Source organism: Nocardia sp. NRRL S-836, assembly GCF_001279525.1.
In the GTDB taxonomy this organism is placed as follows: domain Bacteria; phylum Actinomycetota; class Actinomycetes; order Mycobacteriales; family Pseudonocardiaceae; genus Lentzea.
This window is the reverse complement of record NZ_LGDY01000092.1, coordinates 219,287-238,136: the sequence shown is the minus strand read 5'-3', so window position 1 is coordinate 238,136 and position 18,850 is coordinate 219,287. Positions and strand designations below refer to the sequence as shown.

Genomic DNA, 18,850 nt, shown 5'->3' with positions numbered 1-18,850 from the left:
GCGGGGTGACTGTGAACGTGCGGATCCGTTGCGTGGCTACTGCGCGGGTGCGTTCTGGCGCACCGGCTCCCACTCGAGCTCGCTGGCCCAGTTCTTGGTGAGCTTGCACAGGAACGGCTCCGCGTCGTCCGCGTCGCCGGGGCGTGCCCACCAGCGGATGGTGCCGTTGCGTCCGCGGTCGACGACGGTAAACACCGAGGCCTGCCTGCCCTCGCTGAACTGGGCCGGCTTGGTAAGGCGGATGGCCATGCCTGTTTCCAGGGCGCGTGCGGCCTGCTTCTTGGCCAGCGCGGCACGGCAGCGCGCCCGCCAGGCTTGCGCTCCCTCGTGCTCGGTGTCGGACAGGATGTCGAGGATCTTGGCGGGAGCGTCGTCGCAGCCGGGCTGGCACTCCTCGCTCATGGACTTGAATGCGAAGTTGTGGGGCCTGGCCGGCCGGCGCTGCACGAGCACGATCCACGCCCAGACTGCACCGGTGGTGATGGTGCGGACCGCGGCGTAGAAGACACCGCCGATCGTGGCGCACTGCACGATCACGTTGTCGGCGTTGAGCTCGTTGGTGAAGAACGCGCGGTCGGTCATGCCGGTTGGGCGGTGCAGAGAGGTCCATCCCACGGTGCGCCCTCCTCTTGGTGTGGGCTGTCTGTGGTCGGTGAGCTCGGAGTGGGTGGTGGCGAGGCTCTACGGCTTGTCGTGCCAGTCCTGTGCGGCGTCGGCGATCTCGTCGGTGGTCGGCGGCGAGAACAGTGATTCGGTGGGCACCGGCTCATCGCGGGCATCGACCATCTTCAGCTCGCTATCACGTACGACCCAGCGCAGGGGGCCGTGCTCGAGGGCGTACGCCATCAGTGTGGACAGGTCCCAGCCGCAGGGGATCTCTTCGGCCATGCCCTCTGCCTCGCAGGTCAGGCATGCCCAGTACTCGCCGCCGTAGGCCATGCACAGCACGACCTCGTGCGGCTTGCCGTCGTCGGTGATCGTGACCAGGGCGATCGGGTCGATCTCGGTTGCGGAGGGCATCATCGAGTACAGCTCGGCGGCCTGCTCTTTAGTGACAATGGCGGTTCCGTCCCGGTCTTGGTGGTTTGGTGCGCAGCGCGGCGGGCTGGTCGCGGTCCGGGTCCATGCACCGCTGGTGCCGGCGAAACTAGGTCGTCAAGGTCAGAGTGTCGTCGCGGAAGTCGACCTTGCCCGTCGTGCCGGTGTAGTGAACAGACGACGTGACGGTGTGCGGGATGCCGCGTGAGCGAGCCCAGCTGATCATCGCGTCCAGGTCGTAGGAATTCGCGCTGAAGGTTGCCCGCTGGAGGGCACACCACTCCTTGAATCGGCCCAGCTCATATTTCGGCAGGCCGGCGGCGGATTCGAGTTCCCTCCAGAGCTGTTCTGTGTGTATCCAGATGTCGAGGTCGCGGTCCACAATGGTGCCTTGCGGGCTGCCGCTGTCATCACCATCGCGATGGGTGTGATCGATCGCCGCAGTGGGGCTATCGGAGCGGGTCACCGCACGGTGTCCTTCCCGGACTCGGCTTCGGTGCTGACGTCGGTTGTGTGCGTCGTGTCCTCGGGCATGGCGCACTCGGTGCACTTGCGGGTGGCCGGGCCGATGGAGCAGACCAGCCCCGCGTCGAGGCAGTGCTTGCTCGACTGGCCCTGGGTGAGACGGGGCAGAGCAACGGCGTTATCGCTGCTGGTGCAGGAATCGGGCGTGGCGGTCATGGCGGGATGCCCTGTCAGTGGCTGGGTGCGGGTTGGCCGGCACGGTCGTCGTCCCCGACAGCGTCGTCGTCGGGGGTGTAGTCCTCGACCAGTTCGCAGTCGTCGTACACGAAATTCGTGGCCATGAGCTGGAGCCCGTGCTTGGACGCGTACTCGCGCACCGATGCGATGTCGAGCTTGGGGCCGTACTTCGTGTGCCCGTCGCAGGTCTCGGCGGTGTAGGTCTTGACGTCGCCGGCGATCAGCTTGCCCCACATGCGGCCGGGCTGCGGGAACGCGGCGTCCAGCTCGTTGTCACCCAGGCCCGCGCCCTGCAGGGCTTTGCGGGCGCTGGCGGCGAGCTTGAACAGCGCTGCGTGGGCGACGTCGCGGTCGACGGGGCCGGTGTCGGGGTCGTCGATGTCCATGAGGTAGCCGAGCAGGCTGTTGAACGCGTGCGCTTCGCCGATGTTGAACACGGTCAGTTCCCTTTCGGTGGAGGCGGTACGGCTTGGCGGGCGGTGTCGCTAGTCGATCTCGTGCGGGAATCCGCACCACTGGGAGCTGTGAGGCATCCGGAAGGTGCAGGCGCGCACGGTGTCGGTCAGCCACTCGACGATCTCGTCGGCGGTGAGCGGATCGATGAACCACGGTTGCGGGGACTGGTCGGTGTTGAGGATCAGCCAGTGGCCTGGTTCGTGCTGGGCTTGCAGCGCGGCAGGCTCATCGTCGTGAGCCGGTGCCCGAGGGGGCCGTTGTCGCCGTCGTCGGCGCTGTGCAGGTCGTAGAACTCGACGTGCGGATTGAGGCGTACGTGCTTGCCGGTGCCGGTGTAGCGCGCGCCGATCGGGAGCAGGCGGACGGCCAGCCGCGCGCGGAAGCGAAGGTCTTCGGTGCGCAGCTCGAACGTGCGCAGGGGTGTCCGCGCCACAGTGTGCGCTCCCCTTGTGTTGGCGGATCGGGAGTCGGCTTTGCCGGGTGGCGTGCGCCGCAGTTGATCATGCCTGCGCGGCCGGGCCGGGGCCGCGCGAGCTGCGCCGGGCCGCGGCTCACGGACATGGAACGTCGAGTGTGGTGTGGATGTCGGCGGTGCCGTCGTCGTTTCTGATGAGCTGGTCGGTACGCAGGTCGATCGTGAGGGTGGCCGTGGCTGCGACGCTTTCGCACGCGGTGTTCAGCTCGTCGCTGATGTCGAACTCCAACGAGGTGGTGCTGCCGCTGTGGAACAGGATGACGCCGTTGCTGTCGAGGTAGTGGCCGTCGTCCCACTGTCCGGCAGCGAACTGCACGCCGATGATGTGTCGGCGGGCGTAGTGCACGGGTACCTGTCGCGCAGGGCGTTGCGGACCCTGTCGAGGATCGTGCTGGCATCGAGTGTCGTCGAGGTGGCGGGCGGGGGCGTCTTCACGCGTGCGGTCCAACGTGGCGTCGGATGCGGTGCTCCCGCTCGCGCGGGCAGGGCTCGGGATGTGGCTTTAGGGGCAGTCGCAGTCGTGCCCCAGGTGCCGCGAGGTCTCCCAGTGCTGCGCGTCGGCGACGGCCGCCGCGCGGGAGGTGTAGGCCGACAGCATGTGCCGGTCGTCCAGGGTGTCGCGTCGGTAGTGCAGGACGGCCAGGGTGTAGCCGTTGCCGACCGGGGCCAGTTCGTAGCCGGCGGAGGTCAGGCTCGGACGGGTGCGGCAGCGGGACTGCGCGTACTCGTTGCCGTCGTCCTCCGGCTTCCACACCAGCACCCAGTCATTGAGCAGGGACAGGAACTGGTCGGGCTGGAACGGCTTGCCGTCGGGCACGGCGATGCTCACCGTGGGAGTGCTGTCGGCCTGCCAGTCGTCGGGGTCGGTGTAGACGTCGATGCGGGGGCCGCCGGTCCAGCGGCACACGTCACCGCTGTGCGTGAGCAGCACCAGTTCGGGGATCAGGCCGGCGAGCTTGCGGCCCGGCATAATCGGGTTCACGGGCGGTCCTCCGTGGGCGTCGGGTGGGTCTGGCCGGCGTGGTGGCGCACCGCTGCGCGCCGGGCGGCGTGCGGGGTGGGTGTGGTGTCGATGCGGTGGCCGCAGAACCACACGACCATGCGGGTTTGCGCGGGACTGCCCGCCTCGGCATAGCGCTCGGAGGTGATCACGTAGCGGTTGTCGTGGTCGAGTTCCCACAGGTGCGTGCACGGGTCGAGCTTCTTGCCAGCGTGCGGCGCGCAGCTCGCAGCCGTCCGCGTTGTGGAGCTCCTCGCCCACGACCATCTGCCCGTCGTCCATCAGGACCGTGGGCGGCCCGGACGGGCGTGCCGATTGAAGTACTCCTACGACCGGCCGTTGGCTCTGACCCACACTCGGTACGGGCCGTATCCGAACGGGTCCGCGCTCGCCTCGATGTCGCATTCGATGACGGGCTCGGGGCGAGGTTCATCGCGGGCCAGTCCCTTCCTCGGGGGCGTCGGAGTCGTGCAGCGGCAACGTGTTGAGGCACGAGACGCACCGGTAGGTGTGGGCCTGGTGTGCTCCGCCGCGCTGCCAGTACAGCGAGCGCGGGTCGCGCACCGGGGCGGGGAAGTCGAGAATTTCGTCGGACTCGGCTTCCTCGGGCAGCACCTGACGCAGCGCGCAGGTGTAGTACCAGGCGGCGTCGGCGTTCTCGCGCGGGTCGCCGGTGTGCAGGAGCATCCCGGCCACGATCCGGATGCAACGCGGGCAGTAGTACTCGTCATGGTAGGCCCAGGCCAGGGCGGGCGGGGTGTTGAGCCACCGTGCGGCCAGATTGTCGGCGAACATGGCCAGCTCGGCGTGCTCAGGCGACATGATGCGTCGCAACGTCCCCGCGTAGGTCATGCCGCGCTCGTTGAACAGGTCCAGTGTGGACATGGTGGGCAGGTTCACGGCCGGGAAGGTCAGCGACCGCGCGCGGCTTCCGGTGATGACCAGGCCGATGATCTGGTCGGCGGGTACGTAGAACACGTCGCCGTCGCACATTTCCTGGCGTTCGGCCGCTTGGCTTGCCTGCCATCCGCTGTGGAACAGGTGCACGCGCGGCCTGCCGAGGATGCCCGCGCCGGTGAGCTCCACGCCCGCGTCGTCGAACAGCAGGCCGATCGCGGCGTAGCCGGCGTCGGTCAGGCTTCCGGTGCCGGTCTCGTCGCACCAGTGAGTGATCAGGTCGCGCTCGATCAGCAGCGGCACCGCGTCGTAGGCGGTTGGCGACTGGACCGCACCGTAGGCGGACAGTTCTTTGAGGATGGACAGTTCCGCGGTGTTGAGGGGTCGGTCCGCCACGGCGGTCGCGCCTTTCAGGACGGTGGCCGGGTGCGGCCAGGCTTGGCGTGGTGAGGCTTGGCGTGGTGAGGCTTGAGAGGTCGGGCGGGGAAGCCGGAGAGGTCCTCGCCGCTGTTGTGCGTCGCGAGCAGCAGACGCCAGGCGTCGAGCAGGTGCGTCTCGCGCGGCGTGACCGGGCTGGGACAGCCGTTTGGGGTCTGTCTTGGGTAGCAGCATCAGAGCCGCTTGGGCTCAACGGCAATCAGGCGCGCCGCAGCGTTGTCGGCTTTGTCCTCACGCACCGCGTAGGGCTTGATCCACTTAGGTTTTGCCATCGTCCGGCCTGGGCCGTACCACACCGTTCTGAAGTGGCCGCGACGGCGGTGGTAGTCCTGTTCCCAGCTTGACGACCCGCCACGCTCGGCCTGCGTTCGGCGCCTGCGGTCGTCCGCCGCCTCCAGATCGGGTCCCTCGACCCATCCGGAGGCGATGAACTTCGTGGTGGCGCCGCCGATCTGCCGACGCGCACGGGCCCTGGAATTCGCTGCTCTGACGGGAGGCATGGGCTGGTGGTCGGCCTCGGAGTCGCATATGTAGAGCAGCATGTTGAGCGCGAGGACGATGGCCTCACGGGAGCGTTCGCGGTAGGCGGCGGCGTCAACGACCGTGTGGTTCTCGTCGATGCCGTAGCCAGCCATGGTTTCGTTGACCGCGTCCTCGACCGTGAAGACCTCTTTGAGAGGAATCACGACCCGGTCGAACTCCATGTCTTCCAGGTCCGCAGTCGGTGAAACGATCATCATCAGGCCGACCGCAGCCATCGCCTCGTCATCGGTTTCGCAGATCGACCAAGTCGGCGAGGTGATGTCGCCCGCGATGCCGTAGACGAAAAAGCCATGCAGGTGCGCAGGGCTCCCCTCGAGCGTCGTGGTCGGTACCGGCCTGACGAACAGCAGGAGAGGCGAACTGTGCGCCATGTGCCGGAAGACGCTGCCAGGCAGCTTCTCGGAGGTCGAGCCTCGCAGATTGCTGACCATGTCCGGGTGGAACGAGAACGCGATCCGACCGGCTTTCTCGAACCAGTTCAGATGAACCGCTGCCGACTCGGCGAGCATCATCATGTAGTCGATGCGGAGGGCTTCGGTGGGCGGGTCGGGCTCTGCGATCTCGAAGTCGTCGAGCCCAGCCGCCAGGTTCGTGACGTTCGACCAGACGGCGTGCCGAACGAAGGCTTCTTGGAGCAACAAGAAGTACAGCGAGACCTGGTCCGCGAGCTCCGTGGTGTTTTTGGCCAGGAAACGCGGCTTGTTGGCGTTCACAGTAGTCACCTCTTAACGGACGAAGTCGATTCCTGCCCGGCGTCGTTGAGCAGCAGGCCGATGGCGGCGCCAACGGTGCAGGTGAGGCTTGCGGTGCCGATCTCGTCGCACCGGTGCGTGATCAGGTCGCGCTCGATCAGCCGCGGTACCGCGTCACACAAGGTCGAGGCCTGCACGGCTCCGTAGGCGGAGAGCTCTTGAGGATGGACAGTTCCGCAGTGCTCAGGGTTGGCGCCGCCACGGCAGTCGCGGCCCTTCGAAAGGTGGCCGGTGGTGGTCAGACTTGAGGATCAGGCGGGGAAGTAGGACAGGTCCTCGCCGCTGTTGTGTCGGCCAGGACAGGTGCAGGGCGTCGAGGAGGCTTATCTCGCGGGCCGTGGCCCACGTGCCGCACGGGTGGCGAGTACCTAGCGGGCTCCACGTTCGCCGTGGTTGATCTCGCCTCGCGCGCTGGTGCCTTCCTCGTGGTACGCGATGAACTCGATACGGCGGATCGGCTTGCCAGGGGAAGGATCGGTGCTGGTTACGGTCACCTCGCGGGGGCGGGTTGGGGCAGCGGCGTGGTCAGTGCGGCGATCAGCGAGGCCATGTCGGAGCCGTTCTCGGGGGTGAACCACTCCCACGTCGGGCGCTCGATCAAGTCCCCCGCGGGCTTGGCGTAGACGTCGCGTGCGCTGATCAGGCAGGCGGCGTGGGCGATGACGGCGCGGCGCTTGGCCCGCACCAGTTCGGTGATGAGGTGGCTGACGATGTCGCCCTGCTCTTTCCACGCCTTATCCAGGCCGTAGGCGTAAGGGCTGTCTCCGCTTTCGCAGTAGGGGCACATGTGGTCCGGGCCGTACGGGTCACCCAGGAAGGTGCCGTGGATGCACAGGTAGTCGTCGTGCATCCGCCTGGACCGCTGGCACTGCCGCGGGTCGCAGTACCTGTGCTGCTTGTTGAACTTGACCTCGTTGGCCGCCGCGATGGCGTACGCGGCGACGGCGGGCGGCATTGTGGTGCTCATGAACAGGCTCCCGGCAGTTGATGTGTCAGCTTGTGCGGGCGTGCCGCAGCGGGTCCTGCGCGCCACGTGCACGCGACAGGTTGCGCAGCGCGCGGCGGCGCTGCATCTGCTCGCGCATCAAGCGCGTCTCGCGAGGCTTGGCCTCGATGACCTCGGGGTCGTAGGCCAGCGGCGCGACGGCTTGCACGAACCGCGTGTACGGCACGCCGTAGGCGTCGGTCACGGCCTTCTGCGCCTGCCCCGGCACCGGGTAGGGGCCGGCGTAGACGGTGATCGCGGCGACCTTGTCGGCCGGCGGCGAGTCCGCGGTCGGCAGCGGCGGGTGCTCAGTGGCGGGCGGCTCCCAGCCCTCGCCGTAGAGACGCGGGCGTTCTTGCCCTTCAGGTCGGCCTTGTCGCGGCGCATAATCGGGCACCCACCCCGTTCTCTTCTGTTGTGGACGAACGGCTTTGTGTTGTGGTACAACACGAAGGCCCGCCGGGCAACCAGGGAACCGCAGGCGGGTCTTCGTGTTGCTTCTTGCCTGCCTGATGCGGTTGGGGTGTGTGGGAATCGACCGGCAGGTCGCCCGCACCAGGCAGCTCATGGGTACCGTGACGCGGCGCGGCTTACCTGACGCTGTCAGTTGTCGGTGTCGTCAGGCTGGTGCTCGTGTTCGCTGTCAGAGCACCTGATTCCCGTCACGCCGTGCGCCCAGTCACCGGGCTTGGCGGCCGGGTTGCCGGCGGCGTCGGCGGGGTGGACCTTGTTGACCTCACGCGCGCTCGGCTCGTTGAGCTGGTGGATCTGCTTGCCGCACCATCGGCAGTCGACCAGCGGCGTCGCGTCGTGGTCGCCCGCGTGCTGCTGGCAGGTCTGCACCTGTCCCAGGATCGGGTGGCTGACGGTGCAGGTGGCGGGTTCCTTGCACAGCAGAACCCACCGGCATTTCAACCGGGCCCCGTTGTCGAGGTAGACGGTGCCGTCCTCGGCCACGACGCTTCCGGGGATGTAGTCAGCGAGGGTGGTGCCGGGTGGGAACACGCTGGTTCCTTTCATGCACGCGCCACCGCACGCCGAGCAAGGGTGCGGTGGCGAGGCTTGCGGGGCGGGCTGCGTCAGAACAGGTCGTCGATCAGCGCGGTCAGGCTTGCGCCGCGGTCACCGGTGCCGTAGCCGTGGTCGTTGGTGGGGTGGCAGTACATGAACCAGGCCAGCCACCCGCCGAACCCGGCGATCAGGCCGCCGACGATCGACCACGGCCAGTGCAGCTCGGGCACGTAGCGCAGAATGAGGGTGACCACGACGGCCGTGACCACGCTGACCACGAACTGCACGAGCACGTTCGGGTCGCCGCCCTTGACACGGCTCACGGGCGTACCTCCTTCGGAATTGTTGTTGTACCGCAGGGCTTATGTGGACGCAGTGCGGCCAGAACCACAGGATTGCGGGCCAGGCCACGCACCCGGCGGCGACAGCGACCAGAATCGAGACGGGCCAGCCGACACTCATTTACACGAGCGTGGTCACGGTCAGTGCGGCCATGACCACGCCCATCGTCGGTGCTTCGTAGCGCCGGAACACCAGGTCGCCGATGCGGCTGGACTTCTCGCGCGCGGCTTTCACGCCGTCACGCAGCTTGCGTGCTCAGGCCGGCCGGAGTGTCATCCGGCGAGCAGGGTGCGGGCGTAGGCGAACCGCACCTCGGGGTTGTCACGCAGCCCGAGGTACAGCCACTTGGTGCGGTCCGGCTTGATCCACCAGCCGTCGTCCACGACGGGGTTGTAGCCGGTGTCGATGATGTGGTCCATCACGTGCGCGAGGGTCTCCACCTCGCGCTGGGTCTCGCGCGGGCTGCGGTTCCATACGCGCGCCCGCATGTGGTCATAGAGCGAGCGCTGCTGGTCGGTGAGCTGCTCGTACACGCCGGAGAGGTGGTGGCGGTACTCCTCGGGACCGTCGAGCTGGTACATCGAGATGTGCCAGCCCTCGATCGCGTCGGCGGCGCTGCGCACGAGCAGCACCATGTGCGAGAAGATGCTCCGCTTCTCCTTGAACCACTCCCCCGGCTTGTCCGGGTTGCTCGTCTGGTAGACGAACCGCTGCTCTCCCTTGTACCGCCCCGTCTCGGCGGTCTCGATCCAGTAGCGGATCTGGCACCGCTTGGTCGGGTGGTTGCCGTACTGGGCGTCCTCGACCACGTACGCGGTCTCGGCGCTGGTGTGGTTGCCGTGCAGCACGGTCACGCGGTCCACAGGGGACGATACGAGCGTCATGGTGATCCCTCCGGGTGAGATGCGAAACCCCGGTCGCGCGGGTGCGCGACCGGGGCTGGTCAGGCTTGCGGGACGCGCTCAGGCGGCTACGCCAGGCGGATGACCTTGATACGCCCGTCGAACTCGACGACGGCGTCGGAGTCGGAGTCGGAGTCGGGGAGCGTGATCTCCAGGGCGTGGCACCGGTTGCGGGTGTAGACCTGGACGTTGCCTGACGGGAACACGTCGAGCACGCGGCCGTCGGGCAGCGCGAGGGTCACGAAGTCGTCCTCGGTCGCGGTCACCTTGACGTAGGGCTTGCCGTCCTCCGGTGCCGGCGTGGGGGCTCGCTGACCGGCGTTGTACGCGGCCACCAGGCACGCGGCGAGCTCCGTGGCGTCGTCACCGGTCAGTTCCAGTGACGTGCGGGCGAGGATGTCCGCCACGGCGGGCGGGGTTCCAGCGTCCACAGTGGGCCTCTCCTGTCGTCGTTCGGCTAAGGCTGGGCGTGGTTCAGTACTGGATCATCCGCGCGGAGTCGTCCGCCCGGACCGTGGCGTCGATCAGGAACACCGGCGAGTGCTTCTCGCGGTGCAGTACCAGCCGCAGTTCGTCACGGTGCAGCTCGGCTACGGTGATCAGCGGGTAGTCGTTGCCCGCCACCCACCACAGCCCCAGCCGGTCGCCCACCCGCAGCGCGTGCACGATCGTCTGCCACTCGGCGCGGCGCGAGTCGTCGACGCTCATGTCGTAGCGGCAGATCGCACTCGTGAGGTCGCCGCCACTGACGGCCCAGACCTGCGGGGATGCGGTGAGCATGCGGTACCGGCCGCCGGAGGCGTTGTTGGTGCGCGGGAACATGCGCTGCTGCTTGGCGGTGAAGATCCGCGGCGACTCGGCTTCCCCGCTGCCCCGCAGTTCCGCCCGGACGCAGCCCTCGCCGTCGAAGTCGCGGCGGAACTGCACCGTCTCGGCGGCGCGCAGGGCCGCGATGTCCTCGGCGGACAGGGGCTGCACGTTGTCGGTGATGACGGTCATGAGGCTTCACCCTTCAGCTCGGTTGCTGCGGTGTCGGCGGTCGCGTCCTTGGGTCGCCGGTCGATGACGAACGCCGTCTTGCCGGGGTGGTGGGCGCGAAACCCGTCCAGGTAGGCGTGGGCCTGCTCGGGGGTGTCGAACGAGGTGATGCCCGCCGAGATGGCGCCCGCCTGTTCCTGGTGCCAGGACGGGCGGCCGGTGTGGACCTCGACCTTGCCCTCTGCCATCACTGACCGGCTTCGGTCGCGGCCGGCGTGGGCCTGCGGTAGTGGGTCTCGTTGATCGAGTAGTCGCGTCCCCGGCGTGATCGGTTGCTGACGAACCCGAGTTCGGTGGTGAGGAACCGTGCCCACCTGCGCGGGTCAGCGGTCCACTCGCCTTGCCGCACCGGGTTGGGCGTGGCGCTCAGGGTGTCGCCGTGCCGGTCGGCTTGCGCGCACAGTTCCGTGAGCACCGCGCGGGCCAAGCCCTGTTTGCGGGCGGACCTGTCGACCTTGATCGCGTCGACGATGACGTGTGCCCGCTCGGTGTCCCGGCGGGGAACCGTGGAGCGCGCTACCCGCAGGAACACCTGCGGGTAGGCGGCTTCGATGTGCGTGCGGAACTGGCCGATCCAGTCGACCTCGCTGCTAGCCTGTGGTGCGGCGTGGGTGTCGTCGTTCACGGTCACGACTCCTCACTGTCGATGATCTCGTCGTCGAGCTCGGCTTCGTTGGCCTCTTGCTCGGCTTCGTCGACCAACTCCTCGACGTGACGGATTAACTCGCTGAGGCCCTGCTCGTACGCGGCCGTGAGCGCGCCGATCAGGAACGCGTGCACGTCCTTGTCGGGATCAAAGTCCACTTCGGACAAGGGCAGCGTGAACGCCGCGTCGGTGTAGTTGAAGTGCCGCAGCACCTCGCCGCCGTCGTGGGGCACGATCGTGTCCACGACGGTGCTCACGCCGTCGGTCGGGTCGTGCTCGCCGCCGCCGTCGTCGGTATCGGTGTCGGGCTCGTAGGCGGCGGGGAGGTTGTCGCGGATCTCGTCGGCGAACTCGTCGTAGAACGGGGGCCGCAGTCCCAGGCCGGTGATGTCGTTGATGTCGTTGTTGTCCAGTGCGCCGATGATCTCCAGCGCGGCCTGCTTGCGGTCGAACATGGCCAGACTTCCCCTCACGAGACATGCGTGATCAACAACAGGAGGCGGTGTGCCCGGTCCGGCGCACGGCATCCCGCACGCCCCGGCTGGTGCCAGGTGCGTGCGGGGTGCTCTGAGTCGGCTTGAGGGCAGTGCAGGGTCATTGAGGCAGCGGTGCACCGGCGGTGTAGACGAAACTGCGGTACTGCGACGGCCAGTCCCGGCGCACCGCGGACTCCACGCTCTGCGCCAGTTCGGCTTCGTTGACGGGTGCGGGCTCGACGACCTCGACGTTCTCGACGGGCATGAACCGGCGGGTGCCGTCGACGTCGATGCCTACCCGGTAGTAGGTGTGGTAACGAGTCGAGCGGATCTTGTCCCGGCCCTTCCACGCGACCTCACCCACCAGGCCCGCGTTCTTGCCGCGCGTGGTCGTGGACCGCACCACGCGGCCGACACGGACCAAGCGTGCGTCGGCTTCCATGCGGGCACGCAGCCGCTCGGTCCAGCGGGGACGCATCGAGGCGTTCGCCTTTGCGATCACCTCAGGCGTGGCGTCTACCCGGCAGTGGTTGTGGTAGGTCCACGACGACGTGGTTCCCCAACACTTCGTCGTCACCGACTGCGTGGGCTCGTCCCACACCACGGCGTAGAAGTCCGAGTCGTGCCCGCCGTTGTGCTCGTACTCGCCGAGCACCGCGCCCACGTACTCGTGACGAGGCTTGACGCACCCGCGATGGGTGTTGCGTTCTTCGCTGCTGGTGCACCCGCAGATGATGAGCGGCACGACACTTCACCCCTTCGACGTGAGACAGCTTGGACCCGGTCGGCCGCGGGCAGACCTCTGCCGCGGCCGATGCTGGCGAGTTCCCGTTCGGGTCAGGCGAGCCTGGCCGTGTGGTCGGTGTCCAGGCGCCTCTGCGCGGCGGTCTGCTGCACGCGCGGCGAGGCCTTGTGGTCCACGGTCCCGTGGAACCACGTGGTCCCCGAGGTCATGACCTGGCCGCCGCGCCGCTCGCCGCGCGCGATCGGCTCCCCGCACACGCAGCGGTGCGAGGAGAGCGTCAGCGCTGCCGGGCGCGTCTTCATCTCGTGGTCTCCTGACTGTGGTGCGTGGTGTGGGCAGGCTTGGGTCAGCAGTGACAGGTGGTCTCGTCCGGCTTGTACTCGCGGCGGGCGCGGGCGAACTCGTGCTCGAACTCGGCGGCGTTGTCGCGGTACAGCAGCGGCACCGCGGGGACGGGCACGCGCGCGGGGTAGACGTGCTCGAACGCGGCGAACGCCGTGCCGAGCCGGTAGCCGTCCAGGCGGGCGTCCTCGACGTCGCTCACGGTCAGCTTGTCGGTCAGCACCGTGCGCCAGGCGGCTTTGGCGCCGTCGGAGTGCATGGCGTCGTCGTTCAGCACGATGGAACCGAACTGCTCGACGACGTGCGCGACGCGGAGGCGCGTGCCGAGCAGCGCGGCCAACGCGTCGTCACGCAGCTTGATCATCAGGGCCAGCTGGCCGCAGTCGGCCAGCCGGTCGGACAGGTGGCGCCGCCCGTAGTCGGCGTGGTCCGCGCTCAGGTTCTCCAGCAGGACCACCATCGCGTGCGCGTTCACCGCAGCCAGGATGTGGGCGTTGCGCTCGTTGACGAGCGCCTGCGCGTCGAATTCGGGCATGACGAGACTTCCCCTCAGGGTCGGCGGGTGAGGATCAGAACGGCTGCGCGAGGTCCCAGCCGCAGGCGTGGCAGCACGTGTCGAGCCCCTCGACGCGGAGACGCTGCGCGTGGTCGTCAGTGACGCGCTTGGGAAACTCGCCGGTGGTGAATGTGGTTTCGTCCTCGCGGTCCAGGCCGGTCGTGCCGGCCCAGGCGCCGAGCGTTTCCTCCGGTGCGCCGCAGTCGCCCCACGACATGGCGTAGCCGTTCTCGGCGGCCATCGTGATGCCCAGTTCGCGGGCTTCGTCGGCGCACACCAACTGGCCCTTGTAGACATACCCGACAACGGTCACGGCACTGCCTCCTGTTACGTGGCAAGAGAAAAACCACGCCGCACACGGGGGAAGGGGTCCGGTGCGGCGCGGCTAGGCTTGAGAGGGCGGGCGGGGTCTAGTACTGCCCGAGGACGTCGTCGCGGTAGGCGTTGCGCGCCCGGTCCTCGATCATGTCGAAGTCCAGACCGGCCGCGTCCGCGAAGTGCCGCAGGTCGGTAACCGCGTCGCGCACGAGCTCGAACAGAGTCAGCCCGTCCATGTGGGGCTGGCACTCGCCGGTGCGCACGCCGTACTCGAACAGCATGTGCGCAGCGAACCCCGCGCGGCGCGTGTTGTCGTGCTGCGCGTCGGCTTCGTTGGCGGTGGCTCGCATGGAGCCGTCGCCGTCGAACTGGGTCGACAGCATCCGCAACTGGGAGAACGTTTCGATCGTCGCGGGGACCCCGTGGGAGTGGGTACGCGGCTTGCCCTGTGACGCGGCGGACGGCAACACGGACGCGGCGGCGGGCTCGGTGGCGGGCGTGGTGGTCATGGTCAGGTGACTCCCCGTCTGTCGGATGGGTGGCGCGGCTTGACGGGCCTGGCAGTGCCGGGCCATGACCGCGGTGATCGTGTAGTCGTGCTTCGCCCCGAGCGCGCGGCCGTAGGTGTAGCGGACGATGGACCAGTCGGTGACGGGTTCGCTGCGCGTGCGGGCGGCCTGCGCGGCCTGGTCCACGAGCTCGTGGGTGGTGCACGTCCAGCACTCGCCGCGCGTGCACCGCCCGTTCTCGCCCGGCTCGGTGCACGGCGAGAGGTCCGCGCGGACCGCGTCGAGCAGCTCGATGTAGCCGTGCCGCGCGGCTTCCCAGTCGCCGCCGTGACACACCGCCGTGTGCTCCGGGTGTTCGCCCTGCTTGGAGCGGGACACGTGGTAGTGCCACTGCGGCGGGCCGTCGTCCTCCACGTCGGCCGAGGGCGTGGCCTGCGGCCGGATCTCGCTGTAGTCCCGCCATCCGGGGATGCTTTCGCCCGCATACCAGCGGGCTTCCTTGGCGTACAGCCGCGCGGTGGCGCCGTCGGTCCGCTCGGACTCGGCTTCGCGCTTGGTCGGGAACGAGCTGTGAAGCACGCCCCCGTCCTTGGTCTGGAGCTGCCAGCCACGGCCGGCCTTGACCACCTGCCACGTTTCGGGCGGGTTGTCGGCGTGCTCGGCGGGACCGTTGAACAGAGACACCGGGGGCGTCCTTTCGTGTGCGGGGCGTGGCGAGGCTTGCGCCGCACGGCTAGTTCGAGAACCGGACCTCGCCGTTGGTCATCGCGACCAGCAGCTCCGGCACCGGCCAGAACACGTCGGTCCCGCTGTGCAAGGTGGCGCGCAGCAGGCTGGTGCGGATGTCGGCGGCGGCGACGAGCAGTTCGCAGGTCTCCGCGTTGGTCACCAGGTGTCGGACCGTGCCGACCACGCGGCCGTCCGGCGCGCGGTCGTCAGCGCGCTGCACCAGGCTTCCGGCCCGCGCGGCGCGCACGATCGAGGCGAGGTTCATCACGTCGACCGTGGTCAGCGGGGCGTGTGCGGTCTGGGTGTCCATCCTGGTTCCGTCCTGTGTCGACAGTGGTGGCAAGGCTTGCGATAGCAGAGGTTCGAACGTTCATGGTCAGGCGCGGCACCACACGGCTCGTATGGCTCCGCGCCCGGCCGTCGTCACTCGACCTGGTCAGCGCCTGCCTCACGGGCGGCGTCGGTCACGCCGGCATCGACGATCGTGAACTCGGCGCGGTCCACTGCGGACAGCGCGATGACGTAGCCGTTCTCGCCGTCGGCGGCGGGATCGTAGTCGTCGGGCAACTCGATCACTGCCGTGAGCGTGTGCAGTGCCATGTGCTTGCGCGGCTCCCGTTCGTGGTCAGTGCCACGCCGGACGGTCCGGCGTGGCGTGCAGGTGGGTGTGCGGGGTGTGGTCAGGCGTGCACGGTGACCGGCTGCGGCTCGTCGGTCTCGGTGTACGCGGCGGCGGCGATCTCGCACCCGGCTTCCGTGCACGGGGCGACGCGGAACCCGCTACCCTCGGCGCCGTTGGTGCGGTCGCCGAACCTGTTGATGCGGACGATCACGCCGTTGAGGCGCTGTCGCAGCAGCCGGGTGTTCTCCGCCTGGTTGTGGCGGCCGTAGGTGGCGGGGCGTCGGCTCGGCGGCACGAACGCCCAGGAGGCGACCTGCCGTGCGTCACGTGCCAGCTCCGCCGCGTGGTGGGCCAGGGCACGGACTTGCGCGGCTTCCTTGATGCTGTTGCCCAGCTCGATGATCTTCGCCATCAGCCGAGCGCCGTTCTGGGTCTCGTGGATCTCCAGGCCGTCCAGCTCGTGCAGCGCGTCGCGCTTGCTCTCCAGCAGGTGCGCGTACTCCGCGAGGTTGTCCGCGATCGCGCTCAGGTCGTCGGCGGCGTCACGCACGATGGAGTACGGGTTGTCGGCGGTGCCGGGGTCCTGGTGGTCCTCGCTGATCCATAGGTGCCAGTGCGGGTCACCCGGCTTGACGTGCAACGGGTGGTCCGGGTCCACGGCCGCTAGCTCGACCCACATGTCGACCGCGTGGGAGTCGAGCAGTCGGGCGCGCAGGCCCACGCGCGAGGCGGCGCCGTCGACCTGCATGATCTGCTCCATCGTGGCCGGTCCTGCCGTGGCGGGCGCGACCGCGCTGGTCTCGGTGGCGGTGCTGGTGGTGGTCATGCTGGTAGTCCTCTCACGCGTGCAGTGCCAGACGGCTTGCGAGTCGTCTCCTGTGTGCAGCGGCTAGCGCGGGGCATGCGCGGGCGGCCGGCCCGTGCCGCACCACGTCACCGCGCGGGCGGGCACCTCGAACCACGCGCCCGCGTTGTTGTTCGCTGACGCGTCCATCACCGTGTGCGGATACATCGCCGACACGAACCACATGTAGGTGTTCGTGGTCGGGCTGACCAGCAGCCACACGCCACGCACGTCCGGCGGCGCGACGAACGGTGACGCGTCCTGCACCCACACGAGCCGCTCCCCGGTCTCCAGAACCTGGTACGGGTAGCGGCACGTGCGATCCGGCTTGCCAGGCGGGCGCAGCTCGTAGGCCTGCGCCACGTTCGCCGACGCGGTCACCGCCGCCACGGCGGACGGAGCCTGCTTACCCGGCTTGCCCGGCTCGACCGGTCCCGAGTGAGCCACCGGACCGGCAACCACCAGCGTCACGGCAGCGACCGCGAGCCCCAACGCCCGCAGGCCGCGCGCCGAAACCTGTGCATCCATGACACAACCCCTCTCCCGCGGCTCAGGCCGCGGACTTGTCCTTGAGACGCATCAACGTCAGAGCCATCCCCGCACCCGCGCCGAACGCAGCCCACGGCTGGCCCGCCAGGTCCCGCACCTGGTAGTAGTGGCGCGTGTACGTGCCCCCGGTGGGCGTGGCCATTGGGGCAGAGGTGAACCGCGTGGCGAACCCGAGCAGTCCCCCGTGCCCGGTGGTCACCAGGCCGCGCGCGTCGTCGCCGGTGGCCAGGTACGCGTTCATCCGCTCACCCGGCTTGAGCGCGGACATCGCCGCGCGTGCCCGGTCGTCGCCGCACGGCAGGCACAGGGTGCGCCCGTCGTCGTCTGTCGGCAGCACCGAGCGCACCGCGCCGGTGTCAGGCACGTGGAGGTGCCCGCACCCGGCAACGGGGTACTTCTGCTGGGCAGGGGTGTCCCCGGTGGGACGCCACCCGGTGACGCGGTAGCGCCAGTGGTCGAACGAGTCGTAAGCCGAGTCGGGCGACAGGTTCAGCACGGCGAACGCCGCGCGCTTCGCGCCGACGTAGCGCGACACGTAGGCGTCGCTGTACGGCTTGCCGTCGCGCTCACCGGCGAGCAGGACCATGCCGAACTCGCCGACTCCGGTGGTCCACGTGAACAGGGGTGCGAACGACGCCACCACGGCCGTACTCCTTTACAGACAGGGGAAGGGCCGCTCCCTCACCGCGCGGGAGGGGGTTGGCGGGTGAGCGAGCAGCCCAGGAAACCCGTGGCGGGCACACGCCACGGGTGAGACATCGGGCACCACTGCCCGGCTTACTTCACGCGCTCCGCGTAGATCAGCGAGCGCGTCACACAGCCCGGAGCCACGAACGCGTCAACGAGCTGGACGCGGCACTGCCAGCCCGGACCGACCGCGTCGCGCGCGGCCAGCTCCCGGCGAATCGCGCGGCGGGCACGCCTGCGCACCCGGTCGGCATTGCGCTCCAGGGCGTCACGGCCCAGGGGCTCGGCGAACCGGACGAGGGCGTGCCAGCGGCCGAAGTCGTCGGCCCACGTGGACACGGTCTCCACGCCGGACGCGGACTTCACGCCGGTCATGCGGCTTGCGTGGCGGCGCGCTTGGCGGACTCGGCGTTGACGTGCCGCGTACCGGCACCCTTGGCGTAGCGCTCCCCCATCGGGTTGCTGCGGTACTTGCCGCACGAGCACACCGCCACGAACTTGCCGGTGCCGTCCGGCATCACGCCGATCATGTGCGTGTCGGAGACAGACTCCACCCGCCGCCGCATCGGCACGACCACGCCGGCCGACTCCCGGCCCACGCCGGCCGCGGAGTACAGGCGCACGTACCGCACGCGCGCGGCGTGCGCCTGCGCCTGCCGGGCGCGGCGCGCGGCGAGGCTGACGACTTTGTTGTTGCGACGCTTGCTCATGACACCCTCCAAAGGCTCTGTCGAACTCGGTTCATTCCGCACGGTGACGACACCGCACCCCCGGCGTGCGGGGGTACGGCATTGATGGCGGGCGGCTTCAGGACTCGTTCACACGGGCACGCACGCAGGCCAGCGTCGCGCACGCACAGCAGGTGATCATCGGCACGGGTTCGAGCGTCGGACCTCGGCAGAAGTCGAACTGACACCCCACCCGTTCCAGGGTGTCGATCACCTCGCGCAGCAGCTCCGCGTCCACCTGCACGGCTACAGCCACCCGGCTTTGATCAGCGGCAGCTCCGACTCGTACTCCAGCTGCTGGTAGTTGCGTGTCTCCCAGCAGGCACGCGTGTCCCCGAACGTCGCGTGACGCAGCTCGCCCTGCTGCTTGAGCTCGGCGCACCACTCGCACACCACGCCCGCCAGAGCGAAGTCCGGAGTGTCCCCGTAGCGCGCAGCAACGTCCTGGCTGCCTCCTGATCGGCACTGCGCACGGGCGCGATGAACGGACGAGCGCCGTCGGCCAACTCCATGCGCTTCA

Annotated in this window: 36 protein-coding genes; all 36 read right to left on the bottom strand. The window is 68.9% G+C overall.

All coding sequences use genetic code 11. From position 1 onward, the window contains the following. Window positions 1–36 precede the first annotated feature (36 nt). The 36 genes from ADL03_RS15925 to ADL03_RS47040 all read right to left on the bottom strand — a co-directional run bounded on the left by ADL03_RS15925 (window position 37) and on the right by ADL03_RS47040 (window position 18,726). On the bottom strand, window positions 37–615 hold the full coding sequence (locus tag ADL03_RS15925) for a hypothetical protein (protein WP_157528775.1): 579 nt from the start codon (window positions 613–615) through the stop codon (window positions 37–39). A gap of 66 nt (window positions 616–681) precedes the next feature. Continuing rightward, entirely contained in the window at window positions 682–1,023 is a 342-nt protein-coding gene (locus tag ADL03_RS15920) for a hypothetical protein (RefSeq protein WP_053734237.1), read from the bottom strand. Window positions 1,024–1,147: 124 nt separating this feature from the next. Next, on the bottom strand, window positions 1,148–1,504 hold the full coding sequence (locus ADL03_RS15915) for a hypothetical protein (protein ID WP_053734236.1): 357 nt from the start codon (window positions 1,502–1,504) through the stop codon (window positions 1,148–1,150). Then, a complete protein-coding gene (locus tag ADL03_RS15910) occupies window positions 1,501–1,719 on the bottom strand; it encodes a hypothetical protein (RefSeq protein WP_053734235.1) in 219 nt (72 codons plus the stop codon). The genes ADL03_RS15915 and ADL03_RS15910 overlap by 4 nt, the downstream gene beginning before the upstream one ends. A gap of 14 nt (window positions 1,720–1,733) precedes the next feature. Next, a complete protein-coding gene (locus tag ADL03_RS15905) occupies window positions 1,734–2,177 on the bottom strand; it encodes a hypothetical protein (RefSeq protein ID WP_053734234.1) in 444 nt (147 codons plus the stop codon). Between the two features lie 200 nt (window positions 2,178–2,377). Next, window positions 2,378–2,629 carry a hypothetical protein gene (locus ADL03_RS15900; protein WP_053734233.1) on the bottom strand — a complete coding sequence of 84 codons (252 nt, stop codon included), beginning with the start codon at window positions 2,627–2,629 and terminating at the stop codon, window positions 2,378–2,380. 118 nt (window positions 2,630–2,747) lie between these two features. Further along, window positions 2,748–3,017, bottom strand: coding sequence for a hypothetical protein (locus tag ADL03_RS15895; RefSeq protein WP_053734232.1), 270 nt, complete (start codon window positions 3,015–3,017; stop codon window positions 2,748–2,750). Between the two features lie 156 nt (window positions 3,018–3,173). After that, window positions 3,174–3,653, bottom strand: a complete 480-nt coding sequence (locus ADL03_RS15890) for a hypothetical protein (protein ID WP_157528773.1) — start codon at window positions 3,651–3,653, stop codon at window positions 3,174–3,176. After that, entirely contained in the window at window positions 3,650–3,823 is a 174-nt protein-coding gene (locus tag ADL03_RS47065) for a hypothetical protein (protein WP_157528771.1), read from the bottom strand. Before ADL03_RS47065 ends, ADL03_RS15890 begins: the two co-directional genes overlap by 4 nt. Before the next feature lie 277 nt (window positions 3,824–4,100). After that, on the bottom strand, window positions 4,101–4,964 hold the full coding sequence (locus ADL03_RS15885) for a hypothetical protein (protein ID WP_053734230.1): 864 nt from the start codon (window positions 4,962–4,964) through the stop codon (window positions 4,101–4,103). A gap of 215 nt (window positions 4,965–5,179) precedes the next feature. Then, on the bottom strand, window positions 5,180–6,262 hold the full coding sequence (locus ADL03_RS15880) for a hypothetical protein (RefSeq protein ID WP_157528769.1): 1,083 nt from the start codon (window positions 6,260–6,262) through the stop codon (window positions 5,180–5,182). Window positions 6,263–6,267: 5 nt separating this feature from the next. Further along, window positions 6,268–6,438, bottom strand: coding sequence for a hypothetical protein (locus ADL03_RS47060; RefSeq protein ID WP_157528767.1), 171 nt, complete (start codon window positions 6,436–6,438; stop codon window positions 6,268–6,270). A 353-nt stretch (window positions 6,439–6,791) separates the two neighbouring features. Continuing rightward, a complete protein-coding gene (locus ADL03_RS15875) occupies window positions 6,792–7,268 on the bottom strand; it encodes a hypothetical protein (protein WP_157528765.1) in 477 nt (158 codons plus the stop codon). Between the two features lie 25 nt (window positions 7,269–7,293). Continuing rightward, a complete protein-coding gene (locus ADL03_RS47055) occupies window positions 7,294–7,683 on the bottom strand; it encodes a hypothetical protein (protein WP_157528763.1) in 390 nt (129 codons plus the stop codon). Window positions 7,684–7,889: 206 nt separating this feature from the next. Continuing rightward, window positions 7,890–8,306, bottom strand: coding sequence for a hypothetical protein (locus ADL03_RS15865; RefSeq protein WP_157528761.1), 417 nt, complete (start codon window positions 8,304–8,306; stop codon window positions 7,890–7,892). Window positions 8,307–8,365: 59 nt separating this feature from the next. Beyond that, window positions 8,366–8,620 carry a hypothetical protein gene (locus tag ADL03_RS15860; RefSeq protein WP_053734225.1) on the bottom strand — a complete coding sequence of 85 codons (255 nt, stop codon included), beginning with the start codon at window positions 8,618–8,620 and terminating at the stop codon, window positions 8,366–8,368. Window positions 8,621–8,911: 291 nt separating this feature from the next. Continuing rightward, entirely contained in the window at window positions 8,912–9,523 is a 612-nt protein-coding gene (locus tag ADL03_RS15855) for a hypothetical protein (RefSeq protein WP_157528759.1), read from the bottom strand. An 86-nt stretch (window positions 9,524–9,609) separates the two neighbouring features. After that, the gene (locus ADL03_RS15850; RefSeq protein WP_157528757.1) at window positions 9,610–9,972 is read right to left on the bottom strand and encodes a hypothetical protein; all 363 of its coding nucleotides are present in this window, start codon (window positions 9,970–9,972) and stop codon (window positions 9,610–9,612) included. Window positions 9,973–10,015: 43 nt separating this feature from the next. Continuing rightward, window positions 10,016–10,540, bottom strand: coding sequence for a hypothetical protein (locus ADL03_RS15845; protein ID WP_053734222.1), 525 nt, complete (start codon window positions 10,538–10,540; stop codon window positions 10,016–10,018). Then, window positions 10,537–10,767 (bottom strand): hypothetical protein, encoded by a 231-nt coding sequence (locus ADL03_RS15840; RefSeq protein WP_053734221.1) that lies wholly within the window; start codon window positions 10,765–10,767, stop codon window positions 10,537–10,539. Before ADL03_RS15840 ends, ADL03_RS15845 begins: the two co-directional genes overlap by 4 nt. Next, window positions 10,767–11,204, bottom strand: a complete 438-nt coding sequence (locus ADL03_RS15835; RefSeq protein WP_157528755.1) for a hypothetical protein — start codon at window positions 11,202–11,204, stop codon at window positions 10,767–10,769. Before ADL03_RS15835 ends, ADL03_RS15840 begins: the two co-directional genes overlap by 1 nt. 2 nt (window positions 11,205–11,206) lie before the next feature. Then, window positions 11,207–11,698, bottom strand: coding sequence for a hypothetical protein (locus tag ADL03_RS15830; RefSeq protein ID WP_157528753.1), 492 nt, complete (start codon window positions 11,696–11,698; stop codon window positions 11,207–11,209). 121 nt (window positions 11,699–11,819) lie between these two features. Next, complete coding sequence (locus ADL03_RS15825) at window positions 11,820–12,446, bottom strand: hypothetical protein (RefSeq protein WP_053734218.1); 627 nt, start codon at window positions 12,444–12,446, stop codon at window positions 11,820–11,822. A 92-nt stretch (window positions 12,447–12,538) separates the two neighbouring features. Beyond that, complete coding sequence (locus tag ADL03_RS15820; protein WP_053734217.1) at window positions 12,539–12,748, bottom strand: hypothetical protein; 210 nt, start codon at window positions 12,746–12,748, stop codon at window positions 12,539–12,541. 44 nt (window positions 12,749–12,792) lie between these two features. Continuing rightward, on the bottom strand, window positions 12,793–13,323 hold the full coding sequence (locus tag ADL03_RS15815) for a hypothetical protein (protein WP_053734216.1): 531 nt from the start codon (window positions 13,321–13,323) through the stop codon (window positions 12,793–12,795). Window positions 13,324–13,357: 34 nt separating this feature from the next. Beyond that, window positions 13,358–13,657, bottom strand: coding sequence for a hypothetical protein (locus tag ADL03_RS15810; RefSeq protein WP_053734215.1), 300 nt, complete (start codon window positions 13,655–13,657; stop codon window positions 13,358–13,360). A 97-nt stretch (window positions 13,658–13,754) separates the two neighbouring features. Further along, window positions 13,755–14,855, bottom strand: a complete 1,101-nt coding sequence (locus tag ADL03_RS15805; RefSeq protein ID WP_053734214.1) for a hypothetical protein — start codon at window positions 14,853–14,855, stop codon at window positions 13,755–13,757. A 49-nt stretch (window positions 14,856–14,904) separates the two neighbouring features. After that, on the bottom strand, window positions 14,905–15,210 hold the full coding sequence (locus ADL03_RS15800) for a hypothetical protein (protein ID WP_053734213.1): 306 nt from the start codon (window positions 15,208–15,210) through the stop codon (window positions 14,905–14,907). 113 nt (window positions 15,211–15,323) lie between these two features. Next, complete coding sequence (locus tag ADL03_RS47050) at window positions 15,324–15,500, bottom strand: hypothetical protein (RefSeq protein ID WP_157528751.1); 177 nt, start codon at window positions 15,498–15,500, stop codon at window positions 15,324–15,326. Window positions 15,501–15,580: 80 nt separating this feature from the next. After that, a complete protein-coding gene (locus ADL03_RS15795) occupies window positions 15,581–16,348 on the bottom strand; it encodes a hypothetical protein (protein WP_053734212.1) in 768 nt (255 codons plus the stop codon). A 63-nt stretch (window positions 16,349–16,411) separates the two neighbouring features. Further along, entirely contained in the window at window positions 16,412–16,894 is a 483-nt protein-coding gene (locus ADL03_RS15790; RefSeq protein ID WP_053734211.1) for a hypothetical protein, read from the bottom strand. Window positions 16,895–16,916: 22 nt separating this feature from the next. Then, on the bottom strand, window positions 16,917–17,558 hold the full coding sequence (locus ADL03_RS15785; RefSeq protein WP_053734210.1) for a hypothetical protein: 642 nt from the start codon (window positions 17,556–17,558) through the stop codon (window positions 16,917–16,919). 134 nt (window positions 17,559–17,692) lie between these two features. Next, a complete protein-coding gene (locus tag ADL03_RS15780; RefSeq protein WP_053734209.1) occupies window positions 17,693–17,977 on the bottom strand; it encodes a hypothetical protein in 285 nt (94 codons plus the stop codon). Further along, the gene (locus ADL03_RS15775; protein WP_053734208.1) at window positions 17,974–18,312 is read right to left on the bottom strand and encodes a hypothetical protein; all 339 of its coding nucleotides are present in this window, start codon (window positions 18,310–18,312) and stop codon (window positions 17,974–17,976) included. The genes ADL03_RS15780 and ADL03_RS15775 overlap by 4 nt, the downstream gene beginning before the upstream one ends. A gap of 97 nt (window positions 18,313–18,409) precedes the next feature. Further along, window positions 18,410–18,586 (bottom strand): hypothetical protein, encoded by a 177-nt coding sequence (locus ADL03_RS47045; RefSeq protein ID WP_157528749.1) that lies wholly within the window; start codon window positions 18,584–18,586, stop codon window positions 18,410–18,412. Next, a complete protein-coding gene (locus tag ADL03_RS47040; RefSeq protein ID WP_157528747.1) occupies window positions 18,577–18,726 on the bottom strand; it encodes a hypothetical protein in 150 nt (49 codons plus the stop codon). Before ADL03_RS47040 ends, ADL03_RS47045 begins: the two co-directional genes overlap by 10 nt. Between the last annotated feature and the right edge of the window lie 124 nt (window positions 18,727–18,850).

Excerpts from the sequence above, each read along its gene's own strand:
- ADL03_RS15920 (WP_053734237.1), bottom strand. The coding sequence starts at position 1,023 with ATGATGCCCTCCGCAACCGAGATCGACCCGATCGCCCTGGTCACGATC.
- ADL03_RS15910 (WP_053734235.1), bottom strand. The coding sequence starts at position 1,719 with ATGACCGCCACGCCCGATTCCTGCACCAGCAGCGATAACGCCGTTGCT.
- ADL03_RS15875 (WP_157528765.1), bottom strand. The coding sequence starts at position 7,268 with ATGAGCACCACAATGCCGCCCGCCGTCGCCGCGTACGCCATCGCGGCG.
- ADL03_RS15865 (WP_157528761.1), bottom strand. The coding sequence starts at position 8,306 with ATGAAAGGAACCAGCGTGTTCCCACCCGGCACCACCCTCGCTGACTAC.
- ADL03_RS15855 (WP_157528759.1), bottom strand. The coding sequence starts at position 9,523 with ATGACGCTCGTATCGTCCCCTGTGGACCGCGTGACCGTGCTGCACGGC.
- ADL03_RS15845 (WP_053734222.1), bottom strand. The coding sequence starts at position 10,540 with ATGACCGTCATCACCGACAACGTGCAGCCCCTGTCCGCCGAGGACATC.
- ADL03_RS15840 (WP_053734221.1), bottom strand. The coding sequence starts at position 10,767 with ATGGCAGAGGGCAAGGTCGAGGTCCACACCGGCCGCCCGTCCTGGCAC.
- ADL03_RS15820 (WP_053734217.1), bottom strand. The coding sequence starts at position 12,748 with ATGAAGACGCGCCCGGCAGCGCTGACGCTCTCCTCGCACCGCTGCGTG.
- ADL03_RS15815 (WP_053734216.1), bottom strand. The coding sequence starts at position 13,323 with ATGCCCGAATTCGACGCGCAGGCGCTCGTCAACGAGCGCAACGCCCAC.
- ADL03_RS15800 (WP_053734213.1), bottom strand. The coding sequence starts at position 15,210 with ATGGACACCCAGACCGCACACGCCCCGCTGACCACGGTCGACGTGATG.
- ADL03_RS47050 (WP_157528751.1), bottom strand. The coding sequence starts at position 15,500 with ATGGCACTGCACACGCTCACGGCAGTGATCGAGTTGCCCGACGACTAC.
- ADL03_RS15795 (WP_053734212.1), bottom strand. The coding sequence starts at position 16,348 with ATGACCACCACCAGCACCGCCACCGAGACCAGCGCGGTCGCGCCCGCC.
- ADL03_RS15790 (WP_053734211.1), bottom strand. The coding sequence starts at position 16,894 with ATGGATGCACAGGTTTCGGCGCGCGGCCTGCGGGCGTTGGGGCTCGCG.
- ADL03_RS15780 (WP_053734209.1), bottom strand. The coding sequence starts at position 17,977 with ATGACCGGCGTGAAGTCCGCGTCCGGCGTGGAGACCGTGTCCACGTGG.
- ADL03_RS15775 (WP_053734208.1), bottom strand. The coding sequence starts at position 18,312 with ATGAGCAAGCGTCGCAACAACAAAGTCGTCAGCCTCGCCGCGCGCCGC.